Genomic DNA, 20,540 nt, shown 5'->3' with positions numbered 1-20,540 from the left:
CCACCCGCCGCCATTCAGCCGTCCGGTGTAAACTATTGATCTCACTGGCAATGCCAGTCTCCACGATCAACACCCCGATGACGTCCGCCACCGCCCGTTACGCCGATTCCCTGCGCCTGTCTGTCGCCCCCATGATGGACTGGACCGACCGCCATTGCCGCGTGTTCCATCGCGTGCTGGCACCGGGTGTGCGCCTGTACACGGAAATGGTGCATGCCAACGCGGTCATCCACGGTGATCGCGAGCGACTGCTCGGCTTCGACCGCAGCGAGCAGCCGCTGGCGCTGCAGCTGGGGGGCAGCGATCCCGCACTGCTGGCGCAGGCTGCGCGCGTCGCCGCCGAGTGGGGCTACGACGAGGTCAACCTCAACTGCGGCTGCCCGTCCGACCGCGTGCAGGCCGGGCGCTTCGGCGCCTGCCTGATGCGCGAGCCGGTGCTGGTGGCCGAGTGCGTGGCGGCAATGGTCGATGCCGTCGAGATCCCGGTGACGGTGAAGTGCCGCCTGGGCGTGGACGAGGACAACGACTACGACGTGTTCGCCGCCTTCGTCGACCGCCAGGTGGCCGCCGGTGCCGCGATGGTGGTGGTGCACGCGCGCAACGCGTGGCTGAAGGGCCTGTCGCCGAAGGAGAACCGCGAGGTTCCGCCGCTGAAGTACGACTGGGCTTACCGCCTGAAGCAGGAGCGCCCGGCGCTGCCCGTGGTGCTCAACGGTGGCCTGGCCAGCATCGAGGCGGTGCAGGCGCAGGCCGCGCACGTCGATGGCGTGATGCTGGGCCGCGCGGCCTACCACGACCCCTACCTGCTGCATCAGCTGGAGGCGCTGCAGACCGGCGCCCCGCTGCAGGCCCGCGGCGACCTGCTGCGCGCGCTGCGCCCGTATGTGGAAGCGCGCCTGGGCGAAGGCCTGGCGCTGAAGCACATCACCCGCCACCTGCTCGGCCTGTTCCATGGCCAGCCCGGTGGCCGCGCATTCCGCCAGGTGCTGAGCGAGGGCGCACACCGCCCGGGCGCCGATTGGAGCCTGGTCGAGCAGGCGCTCGCCGTGACCGAACGCGACGCTGATCATGTCGCAGCGTGAGCGTCGTCACATTCCTGACTTGACAAGGCACGGCAATTCGTCCCGAATGTTCACCTAGCTGAACATCGCGGGGTCGCGGCCGGAAAAGTTCAGACCGGATTCACTGCCCCAAACCAAGAATTTGCAAAGGATTTGTAAAGCGCCGGGCCCGAAACCCGGCATCCGGATTTACGACTTTTGAACGAATCGCCGTGCTCGGCTAGGATCGCATCGATGTCTTCCGCTTCCCTCCATTGCCGCATTGCCCTGGCCACCTGCGTTGTGCTGGCGGCTGCGCCGCTGTCGTCGGCGCTGGCACAGCAGCCGCCGCGCGGTGAGCAGGGGCGTGCGGAGATGATGGAGCGGGGCGAGCGTGGCAACCGTGGCGACGAGCGTTCGCTGTCCGATGCCGTGCGCCGCGTGCAGCGCACCACCGGCGGCCACATCCTCGGTGCCGAGCGCGTGCCGTTCGATGGTCGTGATATCAACCGGGTGAAGTACATGGACGACCGGGGCCGGGTCCGCTATATGGACGACCCTGCCCCGTCGCGTTCACAGCCGCGCACGCCGCGGTCGGATATGTCATCACTACGCGGCGATAACCCCTGAACAGGGATAGTTGTCGCTATCAACCCGTACCCCACAGGCCTCCGGGCCACACCCAGGACACTAGGGAGAGTTCATGCGTATCCTTCTGGTCGAAGACGAAGCCCCGCTGCGTGAGACCCTGGCAGCCCGGCTCAAGCGCGAAGGCTTTGCCGTCGATGCTGCGCAGGACGGCGAGGAAGGCCTCTACATGGGGCGCGAAGTTCCGTTCGATGTCGGCATCATCGACCTCGGCCTGCCCAAGATGTCGGGCATGGAGCTGATCAAGGCCCTGCGTGACGAAGGCAAGAAGTTCCCGGTGCTGATCCTGACCGCGCGTTCGAGCTGGCAGGACAAGGTCGAGGGCCTGAAGCAGGGTGCCGACGATTACCTGGTCAAGCCGTTCCACGTCGAAGAGCTGCTGGCCCGCGTCAACGCGCTGCTGCGCCGCGCCGCCGGCTGGAGCAAGCCGACTCTGGAATGCGGCCCGGTCGCCCTGGACCTCGCCGCCCAGACCGTCAGCGTGGCCGGCAGCAATGTCGACCTGACCAGCTACGAGTACAAGGTGCTGGAGTACCTGATGATGCATGCCGGTGAACTGGTCTCCAAGGCCGACCTCACCGAGCACATCTACCAGCAGGACTTCGATCGCGACTCGAACGTGCTGGAAGTCTTCATCGGCCGCCTGCGCAAGAAGCTGGACCCGGATGGCGAACTGAAGCCGATCGAGACCGTGCGCGGTCGCGGCTACCGTTTCGCGATCCCGCGCAACGAGGGCTGAGCCGGCTCACCCTGGCGATAACACGATGTCCGGCCGTCTGTGGTTCTTCCGACGCTGGCGGCCGCGCTCACTGCAGGCGCGCCAGATGCTCGCCGCGTCCGTGGGCCTGGTCGCGTTCCTGGCCCTGGCCGGTTACGCGCTCGACGCCGCCTTCGCCGACACGGCGAAGGCGAACCTGCGTGAGCGCCTGAAGAACTACGCCACCTCCTACGCGGCCGGCATCGACTTCACCCGCGACCGCTCGCTGTACATCCGTGAGCAGCCGCCGGATTCGCGCTTCGACGTGCCGGGCAGTGGCCTCTACCTGCAGGTGGTGATGCCGCACGGCAAGGGCAATTCGATGTCCGCCGAAGGCCCGATGCTGCCCACCGTGGGCGGCGGCCTGTTGGCGCCGCGCCAGGAAGTATTCGAAGGCCCGCTGCCGATGATCCAGATCGATGGCAGCCAGGGCTCGGTCTACCGCTATGGCCTGGGCCTGGTGTGGGGCGCCGACGCCGATCCCGCCACCGAATTCCCGTACACCATCTACGTGATGGAAGACTCGCGCGCGCTGGGTGCGCAGCTGCGCGTGTTCCGTGGCCGCGTCTGGTTCTACCTGGGCGGCATCGGCCTGATCCTGCTGCTGCTGCAGACCGTCATCCTGCAGTGGAGCCTGCGCCCGCTGCGCCGCGTGATCACCGAGCTGACCAAGGTGCAGCGCGGCGAGACCGAGCGCATGAGCGAGCGCCACCCGCGCGAGCTGGAACCGCTGACCGACAGTATCAACGCCTTCATCGAAAGCGAGCGCGAGAACCTCGAGCGCCAGCGCAACACCCTGGCCGACCTGGCGCACAGCCTGAAGACGCCGATCGCGGTGCTGCGCACGCAGATGGACAGCGGTGCCGGCGACAACGCACTGCGCGAGGAACTGGACGTGCAGCTGCAGCGCATGAACAACCTGGTCTCGTACCAGCTGGCGCGCGCGGCCTCGTCGGGCCACAAGCTGTTCTCCGCGCCGCTGCCGATCGAGTCCAATGCCGAGGAAATCGTGCGTGGCCTGGAAAAGGTCTACGCCTCCAAGGGCGTGCTGTGCGAATTCGATATCGACCCGGCGGCGCGCTTCCACGGCGAACCGGGCGACCTGCAGGAACTGCTCGGCAATCTGCTGGAGAACGCCTTCAAATGGGCCAACCGCCGCGTGCTGTTGACCGCGCAGCCGCTGCCGGCCCCGAACGCACGCCGTGCCGGCCTGCTGCTGGCGGTGGATGACGATGGCCCGGGCATTGCCCCGGACGACATCGGCAAGGTGCTGCAGCGTGGCGTGCGTGGCGACGAGCGCGTGCAGGGCCACGGCATCGGCCTGTCGATCGTGCAGGACCTGATCAAGGATTACCGCGGCGAACTGACCGTGGGCCGTTCGGCCGAACTGGGCGGTGCCCGCTTCGAAGTGCGTCTGCCGCCGGGGCCGTAAGCCGCGCATTCCCGTCCACCGGGCATCGCCTCGCGCAACAACGCGTGGTGTTCCGGTAGTGCCGGCCGCTGGCCGGCAACCTCATGATCTTCGGTGGCAGCGCCAGGTTGCCGGCCAGCAGCCGGCACTACCGCAATTCGATCTTCGGCGGCTCGCCATAGAACCGCCGCAGCTGCGCGGCCACCTCCGGCAACGCCTGCTGCAGCAGATCCGGCGCAGAGAAGTGGTACTCGCTGGCCACCGCGAAGAACTCTTCCGGCGCTTCGGCCGCATACGGATCGATCAGCATTTCCTCGCCCGCATCCACCTGCGTGCAGAAGGCATCGTAGGCGCGCTGGAACGTGGCGGCCCATTCGCGCTGCCATTCGCGCGGCAGCGGCGGGGTGCCGTCCATCGCGCCATCCAGCGCATCCAGCTTGTGCACCATCTCGTGCACCGCCACGCAGTAACCCTCGTGGGGTGCGGCCAGGTCGGCCTGCACGTCGGCCCAGGACAGGATCAACGGACCGCTGTCCCACGACTCGCCGATCAGCTCGTCATCCCACTCGTGCAGCACGCCGGCCGCATCCATGTGGCTGCGGTGCACGCGGAACGCATCGGGGTAGACGATCAGCTGCGACCAGCCTTCCAGCCCCACCTCGCCGAACTCCAGCAGCGGCAGGCAGCACAGTGCCGCCAGCAGCACGCCGTCACCGGCCTGCAGCTGCAGCTCGCCGATCGGGGTAATGGTCTTCTCGTGCAGGAAGCGCGTGGCCAGTACGCGCAGGCGCGCACGGCGTTCGTCGTCCAGTCCGTGCAACCAGGCCGCGCGGCGGCAGGCGTCTTCCCACAGTGCATCGTCGATCGGCCGCGGCGCAGGCCGCAGCCACTGCAGCAACGACTTGATCAGCGGAACATTCCCGGCAGGTAGCTGTGCCACTTCGGCGCACGGATGCGTTGCAGCACGTCATCGTCGCTGCCACCGCCGCCGGTGCTGGTGGCACTGCTGGCGGCCGGGCGTACCGCCGCCGGCTTGGTGGTGGCGGCCGAGGCGGTCGCGGTCGGTGCGCGCTGGGAGGCGGCATCACCGTTGGACGACACACAGGCGCCGCGGCTGTCGTCCAGCGCTGCTGTCGCAGACGCCGCGAAGGGCATCATCAGCAGGATCAGGCAATGGGCATAACGGCGCATTGACGACATCCACGTTAAGGGAAGGTGAGTTCCCGATTCTAGCCCGAACTCGCCGCCCCTTTGGAAGCCCCCGCGGAACCCAGCGTGGCGGGCGTCGCTGGCGGCTTTCCCGCATAATTCCTTCCTGACTTCGTGGAAGCTGCCGTGGACGATCGCCAATTGCTGGCCAAACTCGCTGCCGGTCGCCTGTCCGGCGACGCCCTGGCCCGTGAGCTGGGCCAGACCCGGGCGGCAATTTGGAAGCGCATTCAAGGGCTTAGGGCCGCCGGTGTGGACGTAGAGGGCCGCGCCGGCGAAGGCTATGGCCTGACCCGGGCGGTCGATCTGCTGGACCCGGACGCGATCCGCGCCGGCCTGCCGGCAGGGGTTCTGCCGCTGCTGCACGACCTGCAGGTGGCCTGGACGGTGGATTCGACCAACGCCGAATTGCTGCGTTGCAGCGCGCCCCAGCGCGGGGTCAGCGTCCTGCTGGCCGAACGCCAGACCGGTGGCCGCGGCCGTCGTGGCCGCACCTGGGCCTCGCCGCTGGCCGCGCATATCTACCTGTCGGTGCTGCGCCTGTACTCCGGTGGCCTCGGCCGCCTGGCCGGGCTGAGCCTGGTGGCCGGCATCGCCGTGGCCGAAGCGCTGCACGACCTGGGCTACACCCAGGCGCAGCTGAAGTGGCCCAACGACCTGATCGTCGATGGCAAGCGCAAGCTGGTTGGCCTGCTCGCTGAAGGTGGTGGCGAATACGCCGGCCCGGCGCGCGCGGTGATCGGCATCGGCATCAACACGCACATGCCGCCGTCGTTCGCCGAGCAGATCACCCAGCCGTGGGTGGACCTGGACACGCTGGCCGGCACGCCGGTGGACCGCAACGTGGTCGTTGCGGCCGTGCTGACGCGCCTGCTGCCGGCGCTGGAAGAATTCGATCGCGAAGGCCTCGCTCCGTTCCTGCCGCGCTACGCCGCCTTCGACATGCTGGCCGGCCGCGAAGTACGCGTGGAACTGGATGGGCAGTGGCAGCACGGTACCGCGCTAGGCCTGGCCGATGACGGCGCATTGCGCGTGCGCATCGATGGCCAGGAACGCCTGCTGCACGCCGGCGAAGTCAGCGTGAGGGCAGCATGAGCGATTGGTTGTTCGACCTGGGCAACTCGCGCTTCAAGTTCGCGCCGTTGCAGGGCGACCGCGCCGGTGACGTGCAGGCCTGGGCGCATGGCGCCGAAGGCATGGCCGGGCAACCGCCGCACAGCCTGCCCAGCGGCCGCACCGCGTTCGTGGCCAGCGTGGCCGCACCCTCGCTGACCAGCGCCATGCTGGACCAGCTGCAGCGCCGCTTCGAGCACGTGCATGTCGTGCGCACCAGCGCCGAATGCGCGGGCGTGCGCATTGCCTATGCCAAGCCGGAAAAGTTCGGCGTTGACCGCTTCCTGGCCCTGTTGGCTGCGGCCAAGGCGCAGCGCCCGGTGCTGGTGGTCGGCGTGGGCACCGCACTGACCATTGACCTGCTCGACGCCGATGGCCAGCACCACGGGGGCCGCATTTCCGCATCGCCCACCACCATGCGCGAAGCACTGCACGCGCGTGCGGTGCAGCTGCCGGCGACCGGCGGCGACTACAGCGAATTCGCCAACGACACCGCCGACGCGCTGGCCTCTGGCTGCGACGGCGCGGCCGTGGCGCTGATCGAACGCAGTGCACAGCAGGCGCACACGCTGCTGGGCGTGGCACCGTCGCTGCTGGTGCATGGTGGCGGCGCACCGGCGCTGATGCCGCTGCTGCCCGGCGCCGACTACCACCCCTCGCTGGTGCTGGATGGCCTCGCCCGCTGGGCGGTGCACCAGCCCGCAGGCTAGTATCCGCGCATGCTGACCCGTGCCCTGATCGTCGTACTGGCCATCCTCAATCTTGGCGTCGCCTGCTGGTGGCTGCTGCGCGATGCACCGCAACCGCCCGCGCCGCCGCCGCAACCGGCCGGCGTGGCCGAGCTGCGCTGGGTGCCCAGTGGTGTGGATGCCAATGCCGCAGCCGAAGCGACGGCCGCTGCCCCGACCGCGCCGCTGGTGGAACGCGAACCGGCCGCGAAGACGGCTGTGGCTGCGACGCCCGCGCCGGTGCCGGCCGTGCCGGCCAAGCCGGACATTCCCAAGCCGCAGACGGCTGACGCTGCGGCGGTTGCTGCCGCTGCCAAGCCGGTAGCGCCGCCTGCACCCGTACCGGCACCGGAAAAACCCGTAACCCCGCCCGCAGCCGCCGAGCCGCCGCGCTGCGTCGCACTGGGCCCGTTCGCCGACCGCGCCGCCGCGAGCAGCGCGCAGGGCAAGGCTGGCACGCAGCTCAGCCAGGTGCGCCTGCGCGAACAGCCCGCTGCCAGCGGCAGTGCCCGTTACCGGGTGATGCTGCCGGCCGCCGCCAACCGCGACGAAGCGCAGGCCACCGTGAAGCGCATCGTCGCCGCCGGCCTGAGCGACTACTACATCATCAGCCAGGGCGAGGAGGCCAACGCCGTGGCGCTGGGCCAGTACCGCAACCGCGAAGGCGCAGAGCGGCGCATGGCGGCGGTGCAGGCCGCCGGCTTCCAGCCGCGCCTGGTCGCCAGCGGCGACGCCGGCCAATGGTGGCTGGAAGGGCAGCTGGCGGCGGGCACGCAGCCGGCCCAGGCCCAGCAGCGCAGCGGGGCGGCACAGAGCCGGTCGCTGGAATGCACGCGGTTGCGCTAGAATCCCCGGACCGCGGCGCTGCCGCCGGTGCACCACCCATGCCGCTTTAGCTCAGTTGGTAGAGCAACTGTCTTGTAAACAGTAGGTCATCCGTTCGATTCGGATAAGCGGCACCATCTTCGATCCCTTGGCATCCGCACATGTCCACTGGGAACAATCAACCCGCTGCAATGGCGGGTTTTTTTGTGCGTTGCCGTTCTGGAAAGAATGTGGGTCTGCAGGCGTGTTCAACGCGACCTCGTAAGACTCCTTCTGAGTTGGCTGCAACGCTGGAGCATACGTTCGCCAGATTGCTCATTCATTTGAATGCGGCCATCGGCGAGAAGGGGATAGGTCTCGAGACGGACACGATAGGCTGCTTGCGAAGACAGCTGCACTGCAGCTTCGTCCGTACCGATGGCGGCTCCAGGCAGCGAATCCTCTCGAACAACGCCATTTACCTGAAGCTGTGCGCAGAGTCCGGCGTAGTAGGCGATGCGTTCATCAAGCGCCTGAGGGTGCCTTGTAGCATGACCTAGCGCATGGAATGTCTCGTGTGCGACCAGATCGACAAGGTTTGCAACTGTCCGTCCGCGGTCGTCATGTATCGAAGCCGCAAGTGCCAATGTCTTCCCACCCGAGAACGATCCCAAAGCACGCGACTGTATCGTCGCGGCGGTATCCGTTGGCGCGAGAAGAATCCGGTATCTGTTAGCCTTTGCTTCTATCCATGATTCGGAGAACTTCGCTGCTGCATCAATGCGCGTACAGGTATCGGCAACGTCAACCTGTGATCCTGCAGCCATCAAGAGCAGGATTTCGTGCTGGGTGTTGGTGCAGTGAAACGATTCCAGAGCGGGCAGGTCCTTGCGCCCTGGAACAATGGAGAGAGACCGGAAGTAGCGGAATGGCCCGAGAGGCGTGGACACCAGCTCGGTGTAGCCATCCGGAGGGATGCCTTGTGGCAATCCAATTGTTGTGGCGCAGCCTGCCAGGATGGAGGCGGCGAATGCGGCGAGTACGACTCCTTTCATCGCTTCTCCCAAAGGTGCGGGTGCTCAAGGTGCACCCGCATCTCCTGTTGTTTACTACATCTCCATGCACAAGTGCGGCGACGGGTGGTTGACGCAATCCCGTCCTTCGAACTCCAAGTAGTAGCTCGCCTTGGTAATGCCTTCCTGTTTGGCTTGCCCAGCGATAACCTGCGGACCATTTCCGTATGCCGAATGGAAGGGGAGTAGGTCGTAGCTCAAGGCATCGCCATTACCCACATTTGCGTATACCCAGGCATTCACCGCGTTAGGGTCCGCAACTCGGATCACAGTGCCTGTCCTGATCCATGAAAACGTCTGGGACGCGCTGATTACGCCGGTAGCGACGTTCTTTACCCGGAGTACCGCATTGCCCGTGGCAGGATACGGTATGGTTGATCCGGATGTATCCAGCTCAAACGTCGCGGCATCTGGGAGTGCGCTGAGCGAAGACAGCAGGGAGTTGTAAATGCCCTTCTTCCCACCGCCGTCCCCTTCCCAGATAACTTCCATGCCCGCCTTGCACTCTCCGCCACCCGCTTGTTTTCCGCTGCACTCGCCATAAGCCCGAACACTCTTCAGATTGCAACCTGTGAAAAGGAGTGCGCTTCCCAATGCGATAGTGGAGGCGGCCAATATGCTCTTGGAATTCATTCTCATGCTAGATCTCTCCTTGGTCTAGAAGGATGCGTGGTGCACCGTGGTTTCGAAGCCACGCGGAGCAGTTGACATGAGATCGACAGGGGTAGATGTGACTTCGGTCTTGGTATTGAGTATCCCTCGGCGTCGTCGAGTATCACCCTCGGTAATGAGTCGCGCGTGTGCGAGTGCAAGGAAACACTCCACAACGAAGTAGAATTCAGGCATTTGTGCAGATCTTCTCGCCAACTACCTCGTACCCACCTGCAACGCCACATACTCCGCCAGCCCCCGGCAGGCCAGCATCAGCCCTTCGCGCGTGCCGTCGCCGATGTCGTCCTTCTCTTCCCCGTCCACGCGCACGCGCTCGGTGGCGTGGTACAGCTCCAACAGCGACACCAAACCCACCGCGGCGCGGTCCCTGCGTGCGGCTGCCACGGCATGGCCGGGTGTGCTGGCCGGCCCTTGCCACGGCTGTCCGTCGGCGGCATCACCGGCGCGGATGCGCTGCAGGCAGCCGGGAAGATTGATCGGCGCGGGTGCCTCGTTCGCAGCGGCAAAAGCGGCTTCCAACGGCTGCGCCAGTTCGGGCGGCAGGCGCAGGGCGGCCTCGCCCAGGGTGGCGGTCAGGTACGGGTGGTGGGTTCTGGACATGCGGGCATCCTCGTCAGGAACAGAGGTGCCGCCACGGTAGGGTGGCGGGCGATGCGTGGCTTCCAAGACCGGGTCAACGAATCGGCGGGCACGAGGCCCCCACGCACCGCCCGCCGTCGATCGGCGAACGGATTGCCAGCCGGCGCCGCCCCTGAAAGGACGACGCCGGCTGGCAAGCGTATACATCGTTGACTACACGGGCTTGGAAGTCCCGGCCACCTGTGCAGGTGGCGATTCATCATGCGCACGCGAAATCACCGCCTGCCAGTCGTTTGTTTCGATGGCATCGGGTGATCTGAGAGAAAGAATGAATTATCGCGTTTGGCCTGTTTCGAGCAGTGCAATGCCAGAAGCGACATATCGCGCAGTGCCGTCATCATCGATGAATCCTGCTGTTCCACCGCTGCCGCGCGGCAGCGATGGCCCAAGAAGTAAAGCTGGCTTAACTGCCCTGGCGGCGTTGCAAGAACACCCTACCAGATGTGAATCCCAACGCTTTCCGTCCGGCTCTTGAGCGTCTTCATGGACAGCCAGCAAGGCCCTGCCGCGCGCAACAACGTCCACATACGGCGCCTGACGCCGGTTTGCCGAGATTCCGCGGCAGCGTGTCTGAGGCGGGGCAGGGCAGCGAGCAGTTACTGCTGGTTTACCGGGTCATTGCCCTTCTTGTAGGTGTACCCGGTGACGTCCCAGCCGCCGCCATGGCCGGAGGAGGGTTCCACCCAGGTGAACTCCCATGTCTGCAGGGAGCCATCGGGAAGCAGGTTTTCCACCCGGTAGATCTCACCGGGAATGCCCTGCTCCGGTAGCTTGCCGGGAATCGATCCGTCCGAGCGTGCAGACGCGCCCCCGACGGAGAACGCCCGCCGTTCCACGTGTACGTTGCCGTAGCCCTGCGGGGCGAACGTCGGCTTTACACGCTGCGCCACCCAGTCGAGCACCTGGCGTGCGCCTTGCGTGTGCATTGCAAACGCATCGGAGGTCACCGTATGCGTGATGCGCTGGGAAGACGCACGGGCATCTGGCGCAACCAGTCCGCCCAGGGCAATCGCCAATACTGCACATCCAGTAAGTGCATGTTTCATGCGCGTCGTTCTCCTTTGTTGGGGAATTGAAGAGGCACCGTTGGGGTGCCGGCGCAGTGTGGAGACAATGGCCGCCGTGGATAAGAGGCGATACCGACCTGGCTGTGAGGTCGGTCAAGAAAGGTCGGTTTCCTTACGGACCAGCGCTGGGATGTCTGACCAGGAACGCCAGCGTGACCCCGGTGTTCTGGATCACCGCCTGCTGCACCGCCGCGAGTGGTGTCACACAGCTCTGGCTAGACTGTGCTTCTTTTTCCCCACCGCAGGAGGCACCCATGGCCCATCCCATTTCCGTATCCCTGATTGGCGTTCCCACCGATGTCGGTGCGGGCCATCGCGGTGCACGGCTGGGGCCGGAAGCACTGCGCGTGGCGGGCCTGCCGGAGGCGCTGGAGGCGCGCGGCGTGGACGTGCGCGACCTGGGCAACCTGGATGGCCCGCGCAACCCGTGGACCGCGCCGGTGGAAGGCTACCGCCATCTGGATGAGGTGGTGGCGTGGAACCACGCACTGATGGAAGCCAGCTACGCCGAACTGCAGGCCGGGCGCATGCCGATCATGCTCGGCGGCGACCACTGCCTGGGCATCGGTTCGATCACCGCTGTCGCGCGCTGGTGCCGCGAGCAGGGCAAGACCCTGCGCGTGCTGTGGCTGGATGCGCATTCGGACTTCAACACCAGCGATGTGACCCCGTCGGGCAACATCCACGGCATGCCGGTGGCGTGCCTGTGTGGCCTCGGCCCGGACGCGCTGACCCGCCTGGGCGGCACGTCGCCGGCGATCACCCCGGCGCAGATGCACCAGATCGGCATCCGCTCGGTGGACCCGGAAGAGAAGCGCCTGATCAAGACCCACAAGGTCGATGTGTACGACATGCGCTACATCGACGAGAACGGCATGAAGCGCGCGGTTGAAGCGGCGCTGGCCGGCATCGACGAGAACACCCACCTGCATGTCAGCTTCGATGTGGACTTCCTCGACCCGAGCATCGCGCCGGGCGTGGGCACCACCGTGCCGGGCGGGGTGAACTACCGCGAGGCGCAGCTGGTGATGGAGATGATTGCCGACACCGGGCGCATGGGTTCGCTGGATATCGTCGAGCTCAACCCCTTGCTGGACAAGCAGAATGCCACCGCCGAACTGGCCGTGGACCTGGTGGAAAGCCTGTTTGGCAAGTCCACGCTGATGCGCGACTGAGCGCCCCTGCTGAACGGAATCTCGAACCGTTCACACCCGCTCCACGCCCCTGCCGCCAGATTGCACTTCACGCGGCGGCAGTGGGCATTGGTGCCCTCCCGCCGAGCGAAAGAATCCCATCCGCGAATGAAGCGGTATAGCGGCGAACCCAAGGAGAAGCCCATGAAGCGCGTAGTTGCCCTGATGCTGTTGTCGATGTTCTCGGTGGCCCTGCTGGCCGGTTGCAACACCATTGCCGGCGCCGGCAAGGACGTGCAGAAGGCGGGCGAAAAGGTTGAAGACACCGCCAAGGGCCGTTGAGCCCCGCACGCAACTGAAAGAGAAAAGGCCGGGGACATCCCCGGCCTTTTTTTGTGCGTGCGTTTCGCTGCGTCTGTCGAAGCGGAGTGAACCATTCAAGCACGTGAGCATGTATTTCATTGCCGGTTGACCGGCACTCAACAGCCGCTGCGCGAAGCTGGAGCCACGGTAAGAACGCCGTTGCAACCAAGGACTCCCAGCAATGAACAAAGACATCATTTCCGGCAAGTGGTCGCAGCTGAAGGGCAAGGCCCAGGCCAAGTGGGGCGATCTGACCAACGACGACTTCGATGTGGCCGAAGGCAATGCCGAATACCTGGCCGGCCGCCTGCAGGAACGTTATGGCTGGGCCAAGGACCGCGCGGAGAAGGAAGTACGTGAGTTCCAGGACGCGGTGAGCAAGGACTACCCGGACTACAAGTAAGCGCTTCGGTTTCCCCCACAGCACGACGCCCGCACCGAGAGGTTGCGGGCGTTGTGTTGTCTGGGCGGGGTGATCAGCGCGCCGGCGGGTCCGGCACGTAGCGGTTCGGGAAGGCCTGCGGCTCGCGCGGCAGGCGCGAGGGCGAATCCACCAGGATGCCGCGCGCACGCAGGTTGCGGGCGCTGTCGTAACGCAGCTGCAGGACCTGTGCGGGGCTGCGGCTGGCGCGTTCGAAGTCGGTGTCGCGCACCGAGGACTGCTCGCGTGCGCCATGGCCGGTACCCAGCGCCGGCGCCTGCGACTTGCTGGCGTAGCCCTCGATGCGGCTGGCGCTGGCATCGGCCGCCGCTTCCGCCGCCGGTGCCGGGGCCGGCAGCGGCGGGCCACGGCGCAGGATCGGCTCGGGCCGCCAGCGGCGCGCTTCCTCGAACACGGCCACGCCCACCACACCGATGTTGTCCGGGCGGCCGGTGCGGCTGGCATAGCTGCCGCTGGGGCTGCTGAACACGAACTGCGCTACTTCGTCCTGGCTCTTGCGCCAGCCGGTGATGTCGGCGCGCTGGCCGGGATTGAGCACATAGCCGGTCTGCGAGGGATCGGCATCTTCGCCGGAGATGGCGTTGACGCCGTCCACCGACAGCACCACCAGCACCCGGCGCGGGCTGTCGTTGTACAGGCGCACGGCATAGCGGTGGCCGCGCTCGCCGGCCACCCAGCGCTGGCCTTCGGCCGGGTAGCTGCGCAGTTCGGTACCGCGGTCGCGGTCGACCAGGGCCATGCGCACGGGGCCGCCCTCGTACACCGGCGGCGGCATCGGGGCCGGGCGGAAGCCGGCCAGGGGCAGGATCAGCAGCAGGGGCAGCAGGCGTTTCATCGGGCGTCTCCAGCGGGGTTGCGTGAATGAACGCGCCGCAGGCCCTGACGGGGTTGGTGGCGTGCAAGGTAAACTGGCCCCGTTCATCGAAGGTTACCCCACGCAGTCATGACGACCCGAGTCCTTACCGGCATCACCCCCTCCGGCACGCCCCACCTGGGCAACTACGTTGGCGCCATCCGTCCGGCCATTGCGGCCAGCCGCGCGCCGGGCATCGAGAGCTTCTTCTTCCTGGCCGACCTGCACAGCCTGATCAAGTCCCAGGACCCGCAGCGCACCCAGCGCGCGACCCTGGAGATCGCGGCCAGCTGGCTGGCCTGCGGCCTGGACCCGGAACACGTGTGGTTCTACCGCCAGAGCGACATCCGCGAAACCACCGAGCTGATGTGGTTCCTGACCGCCATCGCCAGCAAGGGCATCCTCAACCGCGCGCACGCCTACAAGGCGGCGGTGGACAAGAACCGCGAGGAAGGCGTGGACGAGGACGCAGGCGTCAGCGCCGGCCTGTTCATGTACCCGGTGCTGATGGCCGCCGACATCCTGATCTTCAAGGCCAACCAGGTACCGGTGGGCCGTGACCAGATCCAGCACATCGAGATGGCGCGCGATTTCGCCCAGCGCTTCAACCACGTGTACGGCAAGGAGTACTTCCCGCTGCCGGACGTGGTGATCGACGAGCAGGTGGCGACGCTGGCGGGCCTGGATGGCCGCAAGATGAGCAAGAGCTACCACAACACCATTCCGCTGTTCGTGCCGCGCGAGGAGCTGAAGAAGCTGGTGTTCTCGATCCTGACCGACTCGCGCGCACCGGGCGAGCCGAAGGACACCGAGGGCTCGGCACTGTTCCAGATGTACCAGGCGTTCGCCACGCCGGAACAGACCGCGGAATTCGCCAAGGCGTTCGCCGCCGGCATCAGCTGGGGCGATGCCAAGCAGCAGCTGTTCGAGCGCATCGACAGCGAGCTGTCGCCGTTGCGCGAGCGCTACAACGCGCTGATGGCCGAGCCGGAGAAGATCGAAGCGCTGCTCAAGCGCCGTGGCCAGCAGCTGCGCGAGCAGCTGGCGGCACCGCTGCTGGACGAGCTGCGCCATGCGGTGGGCCTGCGTGACCTGTCCACTGCGGGCGACATCGCCAGCGAGGACGCCGGCGTGGCCCGCGTGGCACCGCCGCTGTTCAAGCAGTACCGCGAAAAGGATGGCCGCTTCTACTTCAAGCTGACCGCCGGTGACGGCACGCTGCTGATCCAGAGCGAAGGCTTCGATTCGCCGCGCGATGCGGGCCAGCTGATCGCGGTGATCAAGCAGGCCGAGCAGGGTGACCAGCTGCAGAGCGAGCTGTTCAAGCTGGACGCCGAGGTGGACGCCGTGCTGGCCGCCCTGGCCGTGCTGCGCGCCGAGTAAAGGTAGTGCCGGCCGCTGGCCGGCATTTGCATAGGAAACGCCGGCCAGCGGCCGGCACTACCACGGCATTTGCATAGGGAATGCCGGCCAGCGGCCGGCACGACCGCGGCACAGCGCCCATGGCATGATGTCTGCGCGCCTCCGGCGCGATGACATGGAGTCTGCGATGGCCTGGTTGTCGCTGCTGCTGTTCCTGCCCTGGTTCCTGCTGCTGGGCAGCCTGTACTGGCTGTTCCCGCGCCAGCCGCGCACCGCGCGGCGGCGCCTGTTCGATGGCTCCACCCTGGTATTGGCGTTCGCGCTGAGCATCGTGTCGATGCTGTGGGGCTACCGCATCGGTGTGGTGCAGCCTGGCGCCGGCCCGATCTGGCCGCAGGTGCTGGCGGTGCTGTACGCCTACGGCGCGTTCCTGGCGGTGCTGGTGCTGGCGTTGCTGCTGCGGCCGCGGTTCGCATTGCGCTCCGGCTGATCGGTAGTGCCGGCCGCTGGCCGGCACATGCTTTCTCCCGGCTATCCCGGGGTTGCTGGCCAGCGGCCGGCACTACCCGACCAAAGCCGCATCGAATCCGGGCCGCCTGCGCGCCTACCATGGGGGTCTGTTCCCGATCCTGCCAGGTGCGTGCCGATGACCGCCGACCCCAGCATCCACACCATCGATACCGGCTTCCAGCGTCCCGATTTCGACGCGGCCTACCTGATCGTTGAGAACGGCCGCGCGGCCTTCGTCGACTGCGGCACCGGGCTGTCGGTGCCGGCGATGCTGCAGGCGCTGGCAGACGCCGGCCTGGGCGTGGAAGCGGTGGATTGGTTGCTGCTCACGCATGTGCACCTGGACCACGCCGGTGGAGCGGGCCTGCTGATGCAGGAGCTGCCAAACGCGAAGGCGGTGCTGCATCCGCGCGGTGCGCCGCACATGATCGACCCGACCCGGCTGATTGCCGGTGCGACGGCGGTATACGGCGCCGAAGAGATCGCGCGCAGCTATGGCCGCATCGAGGCGATTGCCGAACACCGCGTGGTAGTGGCCGAAGACGGCCACCGCATCGACCTGGCCGGCCGCGAGCTGTTGCTGCTGCACACGCCGGGTCATGCGCTGCACCACTATTGCGTGTGGGATGCGCGCAGCCGCGCCTGGTTCACCGGCGATACGTTCGGCATCTCCTACCGCGAGCTGGACAGCGCGCAGGGCGCTTTCATCTTCCCGACCTCCTCGCCGGTGCAGTTCGACCCGGAGGCGATGAAGGCCTCGATCCGGCGCATGCTGGGCTACGCGCCGCAGGCGATGTACCTGACCCACTATGGGCGCGTGCAGCAGGTGGAAAAACTGGCAGGGGACCTGTTCGAGCAGATCGATGCGATGGCCGCCATCGGCCGCCAGTGCGATGGCCGTCCGGACCGCCACCGCTGCCTGCTGGCAGCGCTGCAGGCGCTGTACCTGGAACGTGCACAGCTGCATGGCTGTGCGCTGGACGAGGCGGCAGTGACCGCCGTGCTGGCGATGGACATCGAGCTCAACGCACAGGGCCTGGCCTGCTGGCTGGACCGCATCAGCAGGTAGATCCACGCCATGCGCGGATGACGCAGGCCCAAGCCGCGCCGTGATGTCACGACCACGTTACACTCTGGTGACTTCCAAGCTAGCCGTGGTACTGCCGTGAATCCGATGCGCGTGTTGCTGCTGTCGTCCTGCCTGTTCGTCGGTGGCCTGGCCCATGCGGCCAACGACCTGCCGGGCGGCGGCATCGATCCGCAGGCACTGTCGCGCCATGTGCGCGTGCTGGCGTCGGATGAATTCGAGGGCCGCGCGCCGGCCACCGAGGGCGAAGAGCGCACGGTGCAGTACCTGATCGAGCAGTTCCGCAGCTATGGCCTGCAGCCGGGCGGCGTGGACGGCAGCTGGGTGCAGCCGGTGCCGCTGGTGCGCGCGCAGCTGGACGGCGCGGCCAAGGCCAGCCTGTCGCTGAAGCAGGGCAAGCGTGCGCTGGCCAATGGCGTGGACGTGACCCTGCAGAGCCTGCAGCCGCGCAAGCGCGTGCAGATCAAGGACGCGCCGCTGGTGTTCGTCGGCTACGGCATCGACGCGCCGGAACGCCACTGGAACGACTACAAGGACGTGGACCTGCACGGCAAGATCGCCGTGGTACTGATCAACGATGCCGATTTCGAAGCCGATGCACCGGGCGCGTTCGACGGCAAGGCGGTGACCTATTACGGCCGCTGGACCTACAAGTTCGAGGAAGCCGCGCGCCGGGGTGCCGAAGGCGTGCTGATCGTGCACGAGACCGCGCCGGCCGCCTATGGCTGGGCCACGGTGAAGAGCTCGGGTACTTCGCCGCTGTTCGACATCGAGCGCGGCCAGGCCGAGGCGATGGCCCAGCACACCCCGCTGCGTGGCTGGATGCAGCGCGAGCTGGCCGAGGCGATCTTCGCCGACGCCGGCCTCGACTTCGATGCGGAGAAGCGCAAGGCGATGCGCGCCGACTTCCGCCCGGTGGCGTTGGACAACGCCACGCTGAGCGTGGATTTCGCGCTGAAGCGCGAGCAGGTGGTGACCCGCAACGTGGTGGCCAAGCTGCCCGGTGGCGAGCATGGCGACGAGGCGGTGATCTTCTCCGCGCACTGGGATGCGTTCGGTATCGGCCAGCCCGACGCCAAGGGTGACCGCATCCGCCGCGGCGCGATCGACAACGCCACCGGCGTGGCCACGGTGCTGGAACTGGGCCGGGTGTTCGCCGCCGGTCCGCAGCCGCAGCGCACGCTGTACTTCGTGGCGCTGACCGCCGAAGAGAAGGGCCTGCTGGGTGCCAGCTACTACGCCGCGCACCCGCTGGCGCCGTTGGACAAGACCGCCGCGGTGCTGAACATCGAGATGTTCAGCCCGGATGGCCCGACCCGCGACATCGCGTCGTGGGGCAAGGGCCGGGTCTCGCTGGAAGGCGACCTGGAACGCGTGGCCAAGGCCCGTGGCCGCAGCTACAGCCCGGACCCGAACCTGGAAGCTGGCTTCTTCTACCGCGCCGACCATTTCGCCTTCGCCCGCCTGGGCGTGCCGGCGATCACCATCGGCCCGGGCCTGGACAAGCTGGACGGTGGGGTTGAAGCCGGCCGCGCGCTGCGCGAGAAGTACTTCGCCGATTGCTACCACCAGGCCTGCGATGCGTGGACGCCGAGCTGGGACCCGAGTGGCCACGCCGCCGACACCCTGCTGGTCTACGACCTGGGCGCCGAGCTGGCCAACAGCCGCCGTTGGCCGACGTGGGAAAAGGAATCGGAGTTCCGCGGTGCGCGCGACAAGAGCGAAGCGGCCCGCCGTTGAGGTCGTGCCGGCCGCTGGCCGGCAACGCCCAGCTCTTTCCGAAGGTTCATGAGGTTGCCGGCCAGCGGCCGGCACTACCGAAAGAAGGTGGAGTTGCCGGCCAGCGGCCGGCACTACCGTCGCTGGCGCAGCAGCTTCCACGCGCCCCAGCCACTGGCGGCGAGCGCGGCCAGATAGCAGGCCACCATCGTGCGCAGTCCCACCGGCGGCCCTGCATTGATGCCGCGATGCAGGCGCAGTTGCAGCGAGCTGTGGCCGCTGCCCAGGTCCACCGCCAGTTGAAGCACCAGCGCGACGCAGAACACCAGCAGGGCAACCCCGAACCCGATGCGCGGCCACGCGGCCTGCGCGTTGGGGCGGCGCAGCAGCCAGGCCAGTGCCGTGGCTGCGGCCAGCGTCGCCGCGATCCACATCAGCGGCGAGGCGGGAGACGCAGCGGCCACCGGCATTGCACCGGTGACCGCGATCATGACGACGCGCTTACTTGCGGGTGCCGTCGAGCCAGTTCGGGCCCTTGTTGGTGAGGAAGAACACATAGACCACCAACGATACCGCGATCGTCGCGGTCACGTAGATGGCGAACCAGTCGACGTGGCCGGTCTTCAGCGCGCCCTGGTACAGCAGCGGGGCGGTGCCGCCGAACAGCGAGTTGGCCAGCGCATAGCCCAGGCCCACGCCCAGTGCACGCACGTGGGTGGGGAACAGTTCGGCCTTCACCACCGCGTTGATGGAGGTGTAACCGGTGAGGATGACGAACGCCATGGCCAGGGTCAGGAAGGCCAGGGTGGCGTCATGCTGGTGCGGCAGCTGGGTGATCAGGTACCAGCTGTACAGCACGCCGCCGACGCCGAAGAACACCAGCAGGGTCTTGCGGCCGATGATGTCCGACAGCCAGCCACCGACCGGCTGCAGCACCATGAGGAAGGCCAGCACGCCCAGGTTGATCAGGGTGCCGGTCATCGGGTCGTTGCCGGCGAAGGCGCTCTGGATCATCTTCGGGCCGTTCACCGAGTAGGTGTAGAAGGCCACGGTGCCGCCCGCGGTGATCAGGAAGCACAGCAGCAGCGGCCGCCACTGGTGCACGAACAGTTCGTACATCGAACCGGACTTCTGTGCCTTGCCCTCGCGCGCGGCCTCGATCGACGACTCCGACAGCGACTCGTCCATGCCCCGGCGCAGCCAGAACACCACCACCGCGGCGATGCCGCCGATGCCGAAGGCGATGCGCCAGCCCCATTCGGAGATTTCCGGCTTGCCCCAGAAGGTCAGCATCAGCAGCAGGGTCAGCTGGGCCAGCACGTGGCCGCCAACCAGGGTGACGTAGTGGAAGGAGGACAGGAAGCCGCGGCGGCCGGGAATGGCGGCTTCGGACATGTAGGTCGCGCTGGCACCATATTCGCCACCGGTGGCGAAGCCCTGCAGCAGGCGTGCGAACAGCAGGATGACCGCGGCCCAGATGCCGATGCTGGCGGCGGTGGGGGTGATGGCGATCAGGAACGAACACAGCGCCATCAGCGTGACCGACACGGTCAGTGCCAGGCGGCGGCCATGGCGGTCGGCGAAGCGGCCGAAGAACCAGGCGCCGATCGGGCGCATCAGGAAGGTCGCCGCGAAGATCGCCCACACGTACATCGTGGAGTTCTTGTCGTCGGGCGAGAAGAACTGCGATTCGAAGTACACGGCGAACACCGAGTACACGTAGACGTCGTACCACTCCACCAGGTTGCCGGCGGAGCCTTTGAGGGTATTGGAGATCGACCGCCGCAGGGCGGCGCGGTCGTTCGCGGGGACAGCAGGTTGGGACGTGGTGCTCATCTGGGTGGGAATCCTCGATGCGGCGCGTCCGTGCGCAGGGAAAACGGCGCCCGGCCTTGGGGCGGCGCGGCCGG

Annotated in this window: 23 protein-coding genes and 1 tRNA gene; 15 read left to right on the top strand and 9 right to left on the bottom strand. The window is 67.0% G+C overall.

The window, feature by feature from the left end; translation table 11 throughout:
* The first annotated feature begins 50 nt into the window (after nt 1-50).
* The 4 genes from dusA to DFO63_RS15465 all read left to right on the top strand — a co-directional run bounded on the left by dusA (nt 51) and on the right by DFO63_RS15465 (nt 3,877).
* Nucleotides 51-1,082: a tRNA dihydrouridine(20/20a) synthase DusA gene (gene dusA / locus DFO63_RS15480; protein ID WP_182474433.1), complete on the top strand. Its 1,032-nt coding sequence runs from the start codon at nt 51-53 to the stop codon at nt 1,080-1,082.
* A 213-nt stretch (nt 1,083-1,295) separates the two neighbouring features.
* Nucleotides 1,296-1,670, top strand: a complete 375-nt coding sequence (locus DFO63_RS15475; RefSeq protein WP_014035643.1) for a hypothetical protein — start codon at nt 1,296-1,298, stop codon at nt 1,668-1,670.
* A gap of 73 nt (nt 1,671-1,743) precedes the next feature.
* Nucleotides 1,744-2,427, top strand: coding sequence for a response regulator transcription factor (locus DFO63_RS15470; protein WP_004136763.1), 684 nt, complete (start codon nt 1,744-1,746; stop codon nt 2,425-2,427).
* Between the two features lie 25 nt (nt 2,428-2,452).
* Entirely contained in the window at nt 2,453-3,877 is a 1,425-nt protein-coding gene (locus DFO63_RS15465; protein ID WP_014035644.1) for a sensor histidine kinase, read from the top strand.
* 127 nt (nt 3,878-4,004) lie between these two features.
* On the opposite strand, the gene DFO63_RS15455 is transcribed toward DFO63_RS15465, so the two are convergent.
* Together DFO63_RS15455 and DFO63_RS15450 are read right to left on the bottom strand one after the other, a co-directional pair.
* Nucleotides 4,005-4,796 carry a M90 family metallopeptidase gene (locus DFO63_RS15455; RefSeq protein WP_182474432.1) on the bottom strand — a complete coding sequence of 264 codons (792 nt, stop codon included), beginning with the start codon at nt 4,794-4,796 and terminating at the stop codon, nt 4,005-4,007.
* Nucleotides 4,763-5,047 (bottom strand): hypothetical protein, encoded by a 285-nt coding sequence (locus DFO63_RS15450; protein WP_014035646.1) that lies wholly within the window; start codon nt 5,045-5,047, stop codon nt 4,763-4,765. Before DFO63_RS15450 ends, DFO63_RS15455 begins: the two co-directional genes overlap by 34 nt.
* Nucleotides 5,048-5,191: 144 nt before the next feature.
* On the opposite strand from DFO63_RS15450, the gene birA reads away from it, so the two are divergent.
* From birA to DFO63_RS15430, 4 genes are all read left to right on the top strand, one after another.
* Nucleotides 5,192-6,160, top strand: a complete 969-nt coding sequence (gene birA, locus DFO63_RS15445) for a bifunctional biotin--[acetyl-CoA-carboxylase] ligase/biotin operon repressor BirA (RefSeq protein WP_049447244.1) — start codon at nt 5,192-5,194, stop codon at nt 6,158-6,160.
* A complete protein-coding gene (locus tag DFO63_RS15440) occupies nt 6,157-6,888 on the top strand; it encodes a type III pantothenate kinase (RefSeq protein WP_049435511.1) in 732 nt (243 codons plus the stop codon). The genes birA and DFO63_RS15440 overlap by 4 nt, the downstream gene beginning before the upstream one ends.
* A 9-nt stretch (nt 6,889-6,897) precedes the next feature.
* Nucleotides 6,898-7,752 (top strand): SPOR domain-containing protein, encoded by an 855-nt coding sequence (locus tag DFO63_RS15435; RefSeq protein ID WP_119007301.1) that lies wholly within the window; start codon nt 6,898-6,900, stop codon nt 7,750-7,752.
* 40 nt (nt 7,753-7,792) lie between these two features.
* A tRNA-Thr gene (locus DFO63_RS15430) sits at nt 7,793-7,868 on the top strand.
* A gap of 111 nt (nt 7,869-7,979) precedes the next feature.
* Here DFO63_RS15430 and DFO63_RS22025 read toward each other — a convergent pair.
* The 4 genes from DFO63_RS22025 to DFO63_RS15410 all read right to left on the bottom strand — a co-directional run bounded on the left by DFO63_RS22025 (nt 7,980) and on the right by DFO63_RS15410 (nt 11,110).
* Nucleotides 7,980-8,765, bottom strand: a complete 786-nt coding sequence (locus tag DFO63_RS22025; protein WP_147416461.1) for a hypothetical protein — start codon at nt 8,763-8,765, stop codon at nt 7,980-7,982.
* Nucleotides 8,766-8,819: 54 nt separating this feature from the next.
* Nucleotides 8,820-9,422: a hypothetical protein gene (locus DFO63_RS15420; protein ID WP_147416459.1), complete on the bottom strand. Its 603-nt coding sequence runs from the start codon at nt 9,420-9,422 to the stop codon at nt 8,820-8,822.
* A 228-nt stretch (nt 9,423-9,650) separates the two neighbouring features.
* Nucleotides 9,651-10,055, bottom strand: coding sequence for a hypothetical protein (locus DFO63_RS15415; RefSeq protein WP_049447207.1), 405 nt, complete (start codon nt 10,053-10,055; stop codon nt 9,651-9,653).
* Between the two features lie 635 nt (nt 10,056-10,690).
* Nucleotides 10,691-11,110: a hypothetical protein gene (locus DFO63_RS15410; RefSeq protein WP_233490824.1), complete on the bottom strand. Its 420-nt coding sequence runs from the start codon at nt 11,108-11,110 to the stop codon at nt 10,691-10,693.
* Between the two features lie 305 nt (nt 11,111-11,415).
* Here DFO63_RS15410 and rocF point away from each other — a divergent pair, with 305 nt between their 5' ends.
* The 3 genes from rocF (at nt 11,416) to DFO63_RS15395 (ending at nt 13,060) form a co-directional block, all read left to right on the top strand.
* Nucleotides 11,416-12,336, top strand: a complete 921-nt coding sequence (rocF, locus tag DFO63_RS15405; RefSeq protein WP_004153767.1) for an arginase — start codon at nt 11,416-11,418, stop codon at nt 12,334-12,336.
* A 162-nt stretch (nt 12,337-12,498) separates the two neighbouring features.
* Nucleotides 12,499-12,636 (top strand): entericidin A/B family lipoprotein, encoded by a 138-nt coding sequence (locus DFO63_RS15400; protein WP_008266021.1) that lies wholly within the window; start codon nt 12,499-12,501, stop codon nt 12,634-12,636.
* Between the two features lie 202 nt (nt 12,637-12,838).
* Nucleotides 12,839-13,060 (top strand): CsbD family protein, encoded by a 222-nt coding sequence (locus tag DFO63_RS15395; protein WP_004153772.1) that lies wholly within the window; start codon nt 12,839-12,841, stop codon nt 13,058-13,060.
* 73 nt (nt 13,061-13,133) lie between these two features.
* Here the strand turns inward: DFO63_RS15395 and DFO63_RS15390 are convergent, their stop codons facing one another.
* Nucleotides 13,134-13,934, bottom strand: coding sequence for a hypothetical protein (locus DFO63_RS15390; RefSeq protein WP_049447202.1), 801 nt, complete (start codon nt 13,932-13,934; stop codon nt 13,134-13,136).
* Between the two features lie 108 nt (nt 13,935-14,042).
* Between DFO63_RS15390 and DFO63_RS15385 the strand changes: the two genes are divergently transcribed.
* From DFO63_RS15385 to DFO63_RS15370, 4 genes are all read left to right on the top strand, one after another.
* Complete coding sequence (locus DFO63_RS15385) at nt 14,043-15,335, top strand: tryptophan--tRNA ligase (protein ID WP_119007300.1); 1,293 nt, start codon at nt 14,043-14,045, stop codon at nt 15,333-15,335.
* Nucleotides 15,336-15,501: 166 nt separating this feature from the next.
* Complete coding sequence (locus tag DFO63_RS15380) at nt 15,502-15,804, top strand: hypothetical protein (RefSeq protein ID WP_119007299.1); 303 nt, start codon at nt 15,502-15,504, stop codon at nt 15,802-15,804.
* A gap of 156 nt (nt 15,805-15,960) precedes the next feature.
* The gene (locus tag DFO63_RS15375) at nt 15,961-16,893 is read left to right on the top strand and encodes an MBL fold metallo-hydrolase (RefSeq protein ID WP_119007298.1); all 933 of its coding nucleotides are present in this window, start codon (nt 15,961-15,963) and stop codon (nt 16,891-16,893) included.
* Between the two features lie 105 nt (nt 16,894-16,998).
* The gene (locus DFO63_RS15370; protein ID WP_119007297.1) at nt 16,999-18,651 is read left to right on the top strand and encodes a M28 family metallopeptidase; all 1,653 of its coding nucleotides are present in this window, start codon (nt 16,999-17,001) and stop codon (nt 18,649-18,651) included.
* A gap of 113 nt (nt 18,652-18,764) precedes the next feature.
* On the opposite strand, the gene DFO63_RS15365 is transcribed toward DFO63_RS15370, so the two are convergent.
* Together DFO63_RS15365 and DFO63_RS15360 are read right to left on the bottom strand one after the other, a co-directional pair.
* On the bottom strand, nt 18,765-19,121 hold the full coding sequence (locus DFO63_RS15365) for a hypothetical protein (RefSeq protein ID WP_259337437.1): 357 nt from the start codon (nt 19,119-19,121) through the stop codon (nt 18,765-18,767).
* A gap of 10 nt (nt 19,122-19,131) precedes the next feature.
* A complete protein-coding gene (locus tag DFO63_RS15360) occupies nt 19,132-20,466 on the bottom strand; it encodes an MFS transporter (RefSeq protein WP_010486964.1) in 1,335 nt (444 codons plus the stop codon).
* Nucleotides 20,467-20,540: the final 74 nt, after the last annotated feature.

It is taken from the genome of Stenotrophomonas sp. AG209 (assembly GCF_003550055.1).
Taxonomy (GTDB): Bacteria; Pseudomonadota; Gammaproteobacteria; order Xanthomonadales; family Xanthomonadaceae; genus Stenotrophomonas.
This window is presented reverse-complemented; position numbering and strand designations above follow the sequence as displayed.

What these genes read in the sequence shown, in the direction of transcription:
- DFO63_RS15380 (WP_119007299.1), top strand. Translation starts at nt 15,502, where the DNA reads ATGGCCTGGTTGTCGCTGCTGCTGTTCCTGCCCTGGTTCCTGCTGCTG.
- DFO63_RS15475 (WP_014035643.1), top strand. Translation starts at nt 1,296, where the DNA reads ATGTCTTCCGCTTCCCTCCATTGCCGCATTGCCCTGGCCACCTGCGTT.
- DFO63_RS15400 (WP_008266021.1), top strand. Translation starts at nt 12,499, where the DNA reads ATGAAGCGCGTAGTTGCCCTGATGCTGTTGTCGATGTTCTCGGTGGCC.
- rocF (WP_004153767.1), top strand. Translation starts at nt 11,416, where the DNA reads ATGGCCCATCCCATTTCCGTATCCCTGATTGGCGTTCCCACCGATGTC.
- DFO63_RS15360 (WP_010486964.1), bottom strand. Translation starts at nt 20,466, where the DNA reads ATGAGCACCACGTCCCAACCTGCTGTCCCCGCGAACGACCGCGCCGCC.
- DFO63_RS22025 (WP_147416461.1), bottom strand. Translation starts at nt 8,765, where the DNA reads ATGAAAGGAGTCGTACTCGCCGCATTCGCCGCCTCCATCCTGGCAGGC.
- DFO63_RS15415 (WP_049447207.1), bottom strand. Translation starts at nt 10,055, where the DNA reads ATGTCCAGAACCCACCACCCGTACCTGACCGCCACCCTGGGCGAGGCC.
- DFO63_RS15395 (WP_004153772.1), top strand. Translation starts at nt 12,839, where the DNA reads ATGAACAAAGACATCATTTCCGGCAAGTGGTCGCAGCTGAAGGGCAAG.
- DFO63_RS15375 (WP_119007298.1), top strand. Translation starts at nt 15,961, where the DNA reads ATGACCGCCGACCCCAGCATCCACACCATCGATACCGGCTTCCAGCGT.
- DFO63_RS15420 (WP_147416459.1), bottom strand. Translation starts at nt 9,422, where the DNA reads ATGAGAATGAATTCCAAGAGCATATTGGCCGCCTCCACTATCGCATTG.
- DFO63_RS15465 (WP_014035644.1), top strand. Translation starts at nt 2,453, where the DNA reads ATGTCCGGCCGTCTGTGGTTCTTCCGACGCTGGCGGCCGCGCTCACTG.
- DFO63_RS15435 (WP_119007301.1), top strand. Translation starts at nt 6,898, where the DNA reads ATGCTGACCCGTGCCCTGATCGTCGTACTGGCCATCCTCAATCTTGGC.
- DFO63_RS15450 (WP_014035646.1), bottom strand. Translation starts at nt 5,047, where the DNA reads ATGCGCCGTTATGCCCATTGCCTGATCCTGCTGATGATGCCCTTCGCG.
- dusA (WP_182474433.1), top strand. Translation starts at nt 51, where the DNA reads ATGCCAGTCTCCACGATCAACACCCCGATGACGTCCGCCACCGCCCGT.
- DFO63_RS15440 (WP_049435511.1), top strand. Translation starts at nt 6,157, where the DNA reads ATGAGCGATTGGTTGTTCGACCTGGGCAACTCGCGCTTCAAGTTCGCG.
- DFO63_RS15470 (WP_004136763.1), top strand. Translation starts at nt 1,744, where the DNA reads ATGCGTATCCTTCTGGTCGAAGACGAAGCCCCGCTGCGTGAGACCCTG.
- DFO63_RS15385 (WP_119007300.1), top strand. Translation starts at nt 14,043, where the DNA reads ATGACGACCCGAGTCCTTACCGGCATCACCCCCTCCGGCACGCCCCAC.
- DFO63_RS15365 (WP_259337437.1), bottom strand. Translation starts at nt 19,121, where the DNA reads ATGATCGCGGTCACCGGTGCAATGCCGGTGGCCGCTGCGTCTCCCGCC.
- DFO63_RS15370 (WP_119007297.1), top strand. Translation starts at nt 16,999, where the DNA reads ATGCGCGTGTTGCTGCTGTCGTCCTGCCTGTTCGTCGGTGGCCTGGCC.
- DFO63_RS15390 (WP_049447202.1), bottom strand. Translation starts at nt 13,934, where the DNA reads ATGAAACGCCTGCTGCCCCTGCTGCTGATCCTGCCCCTGGCCGGCTTC.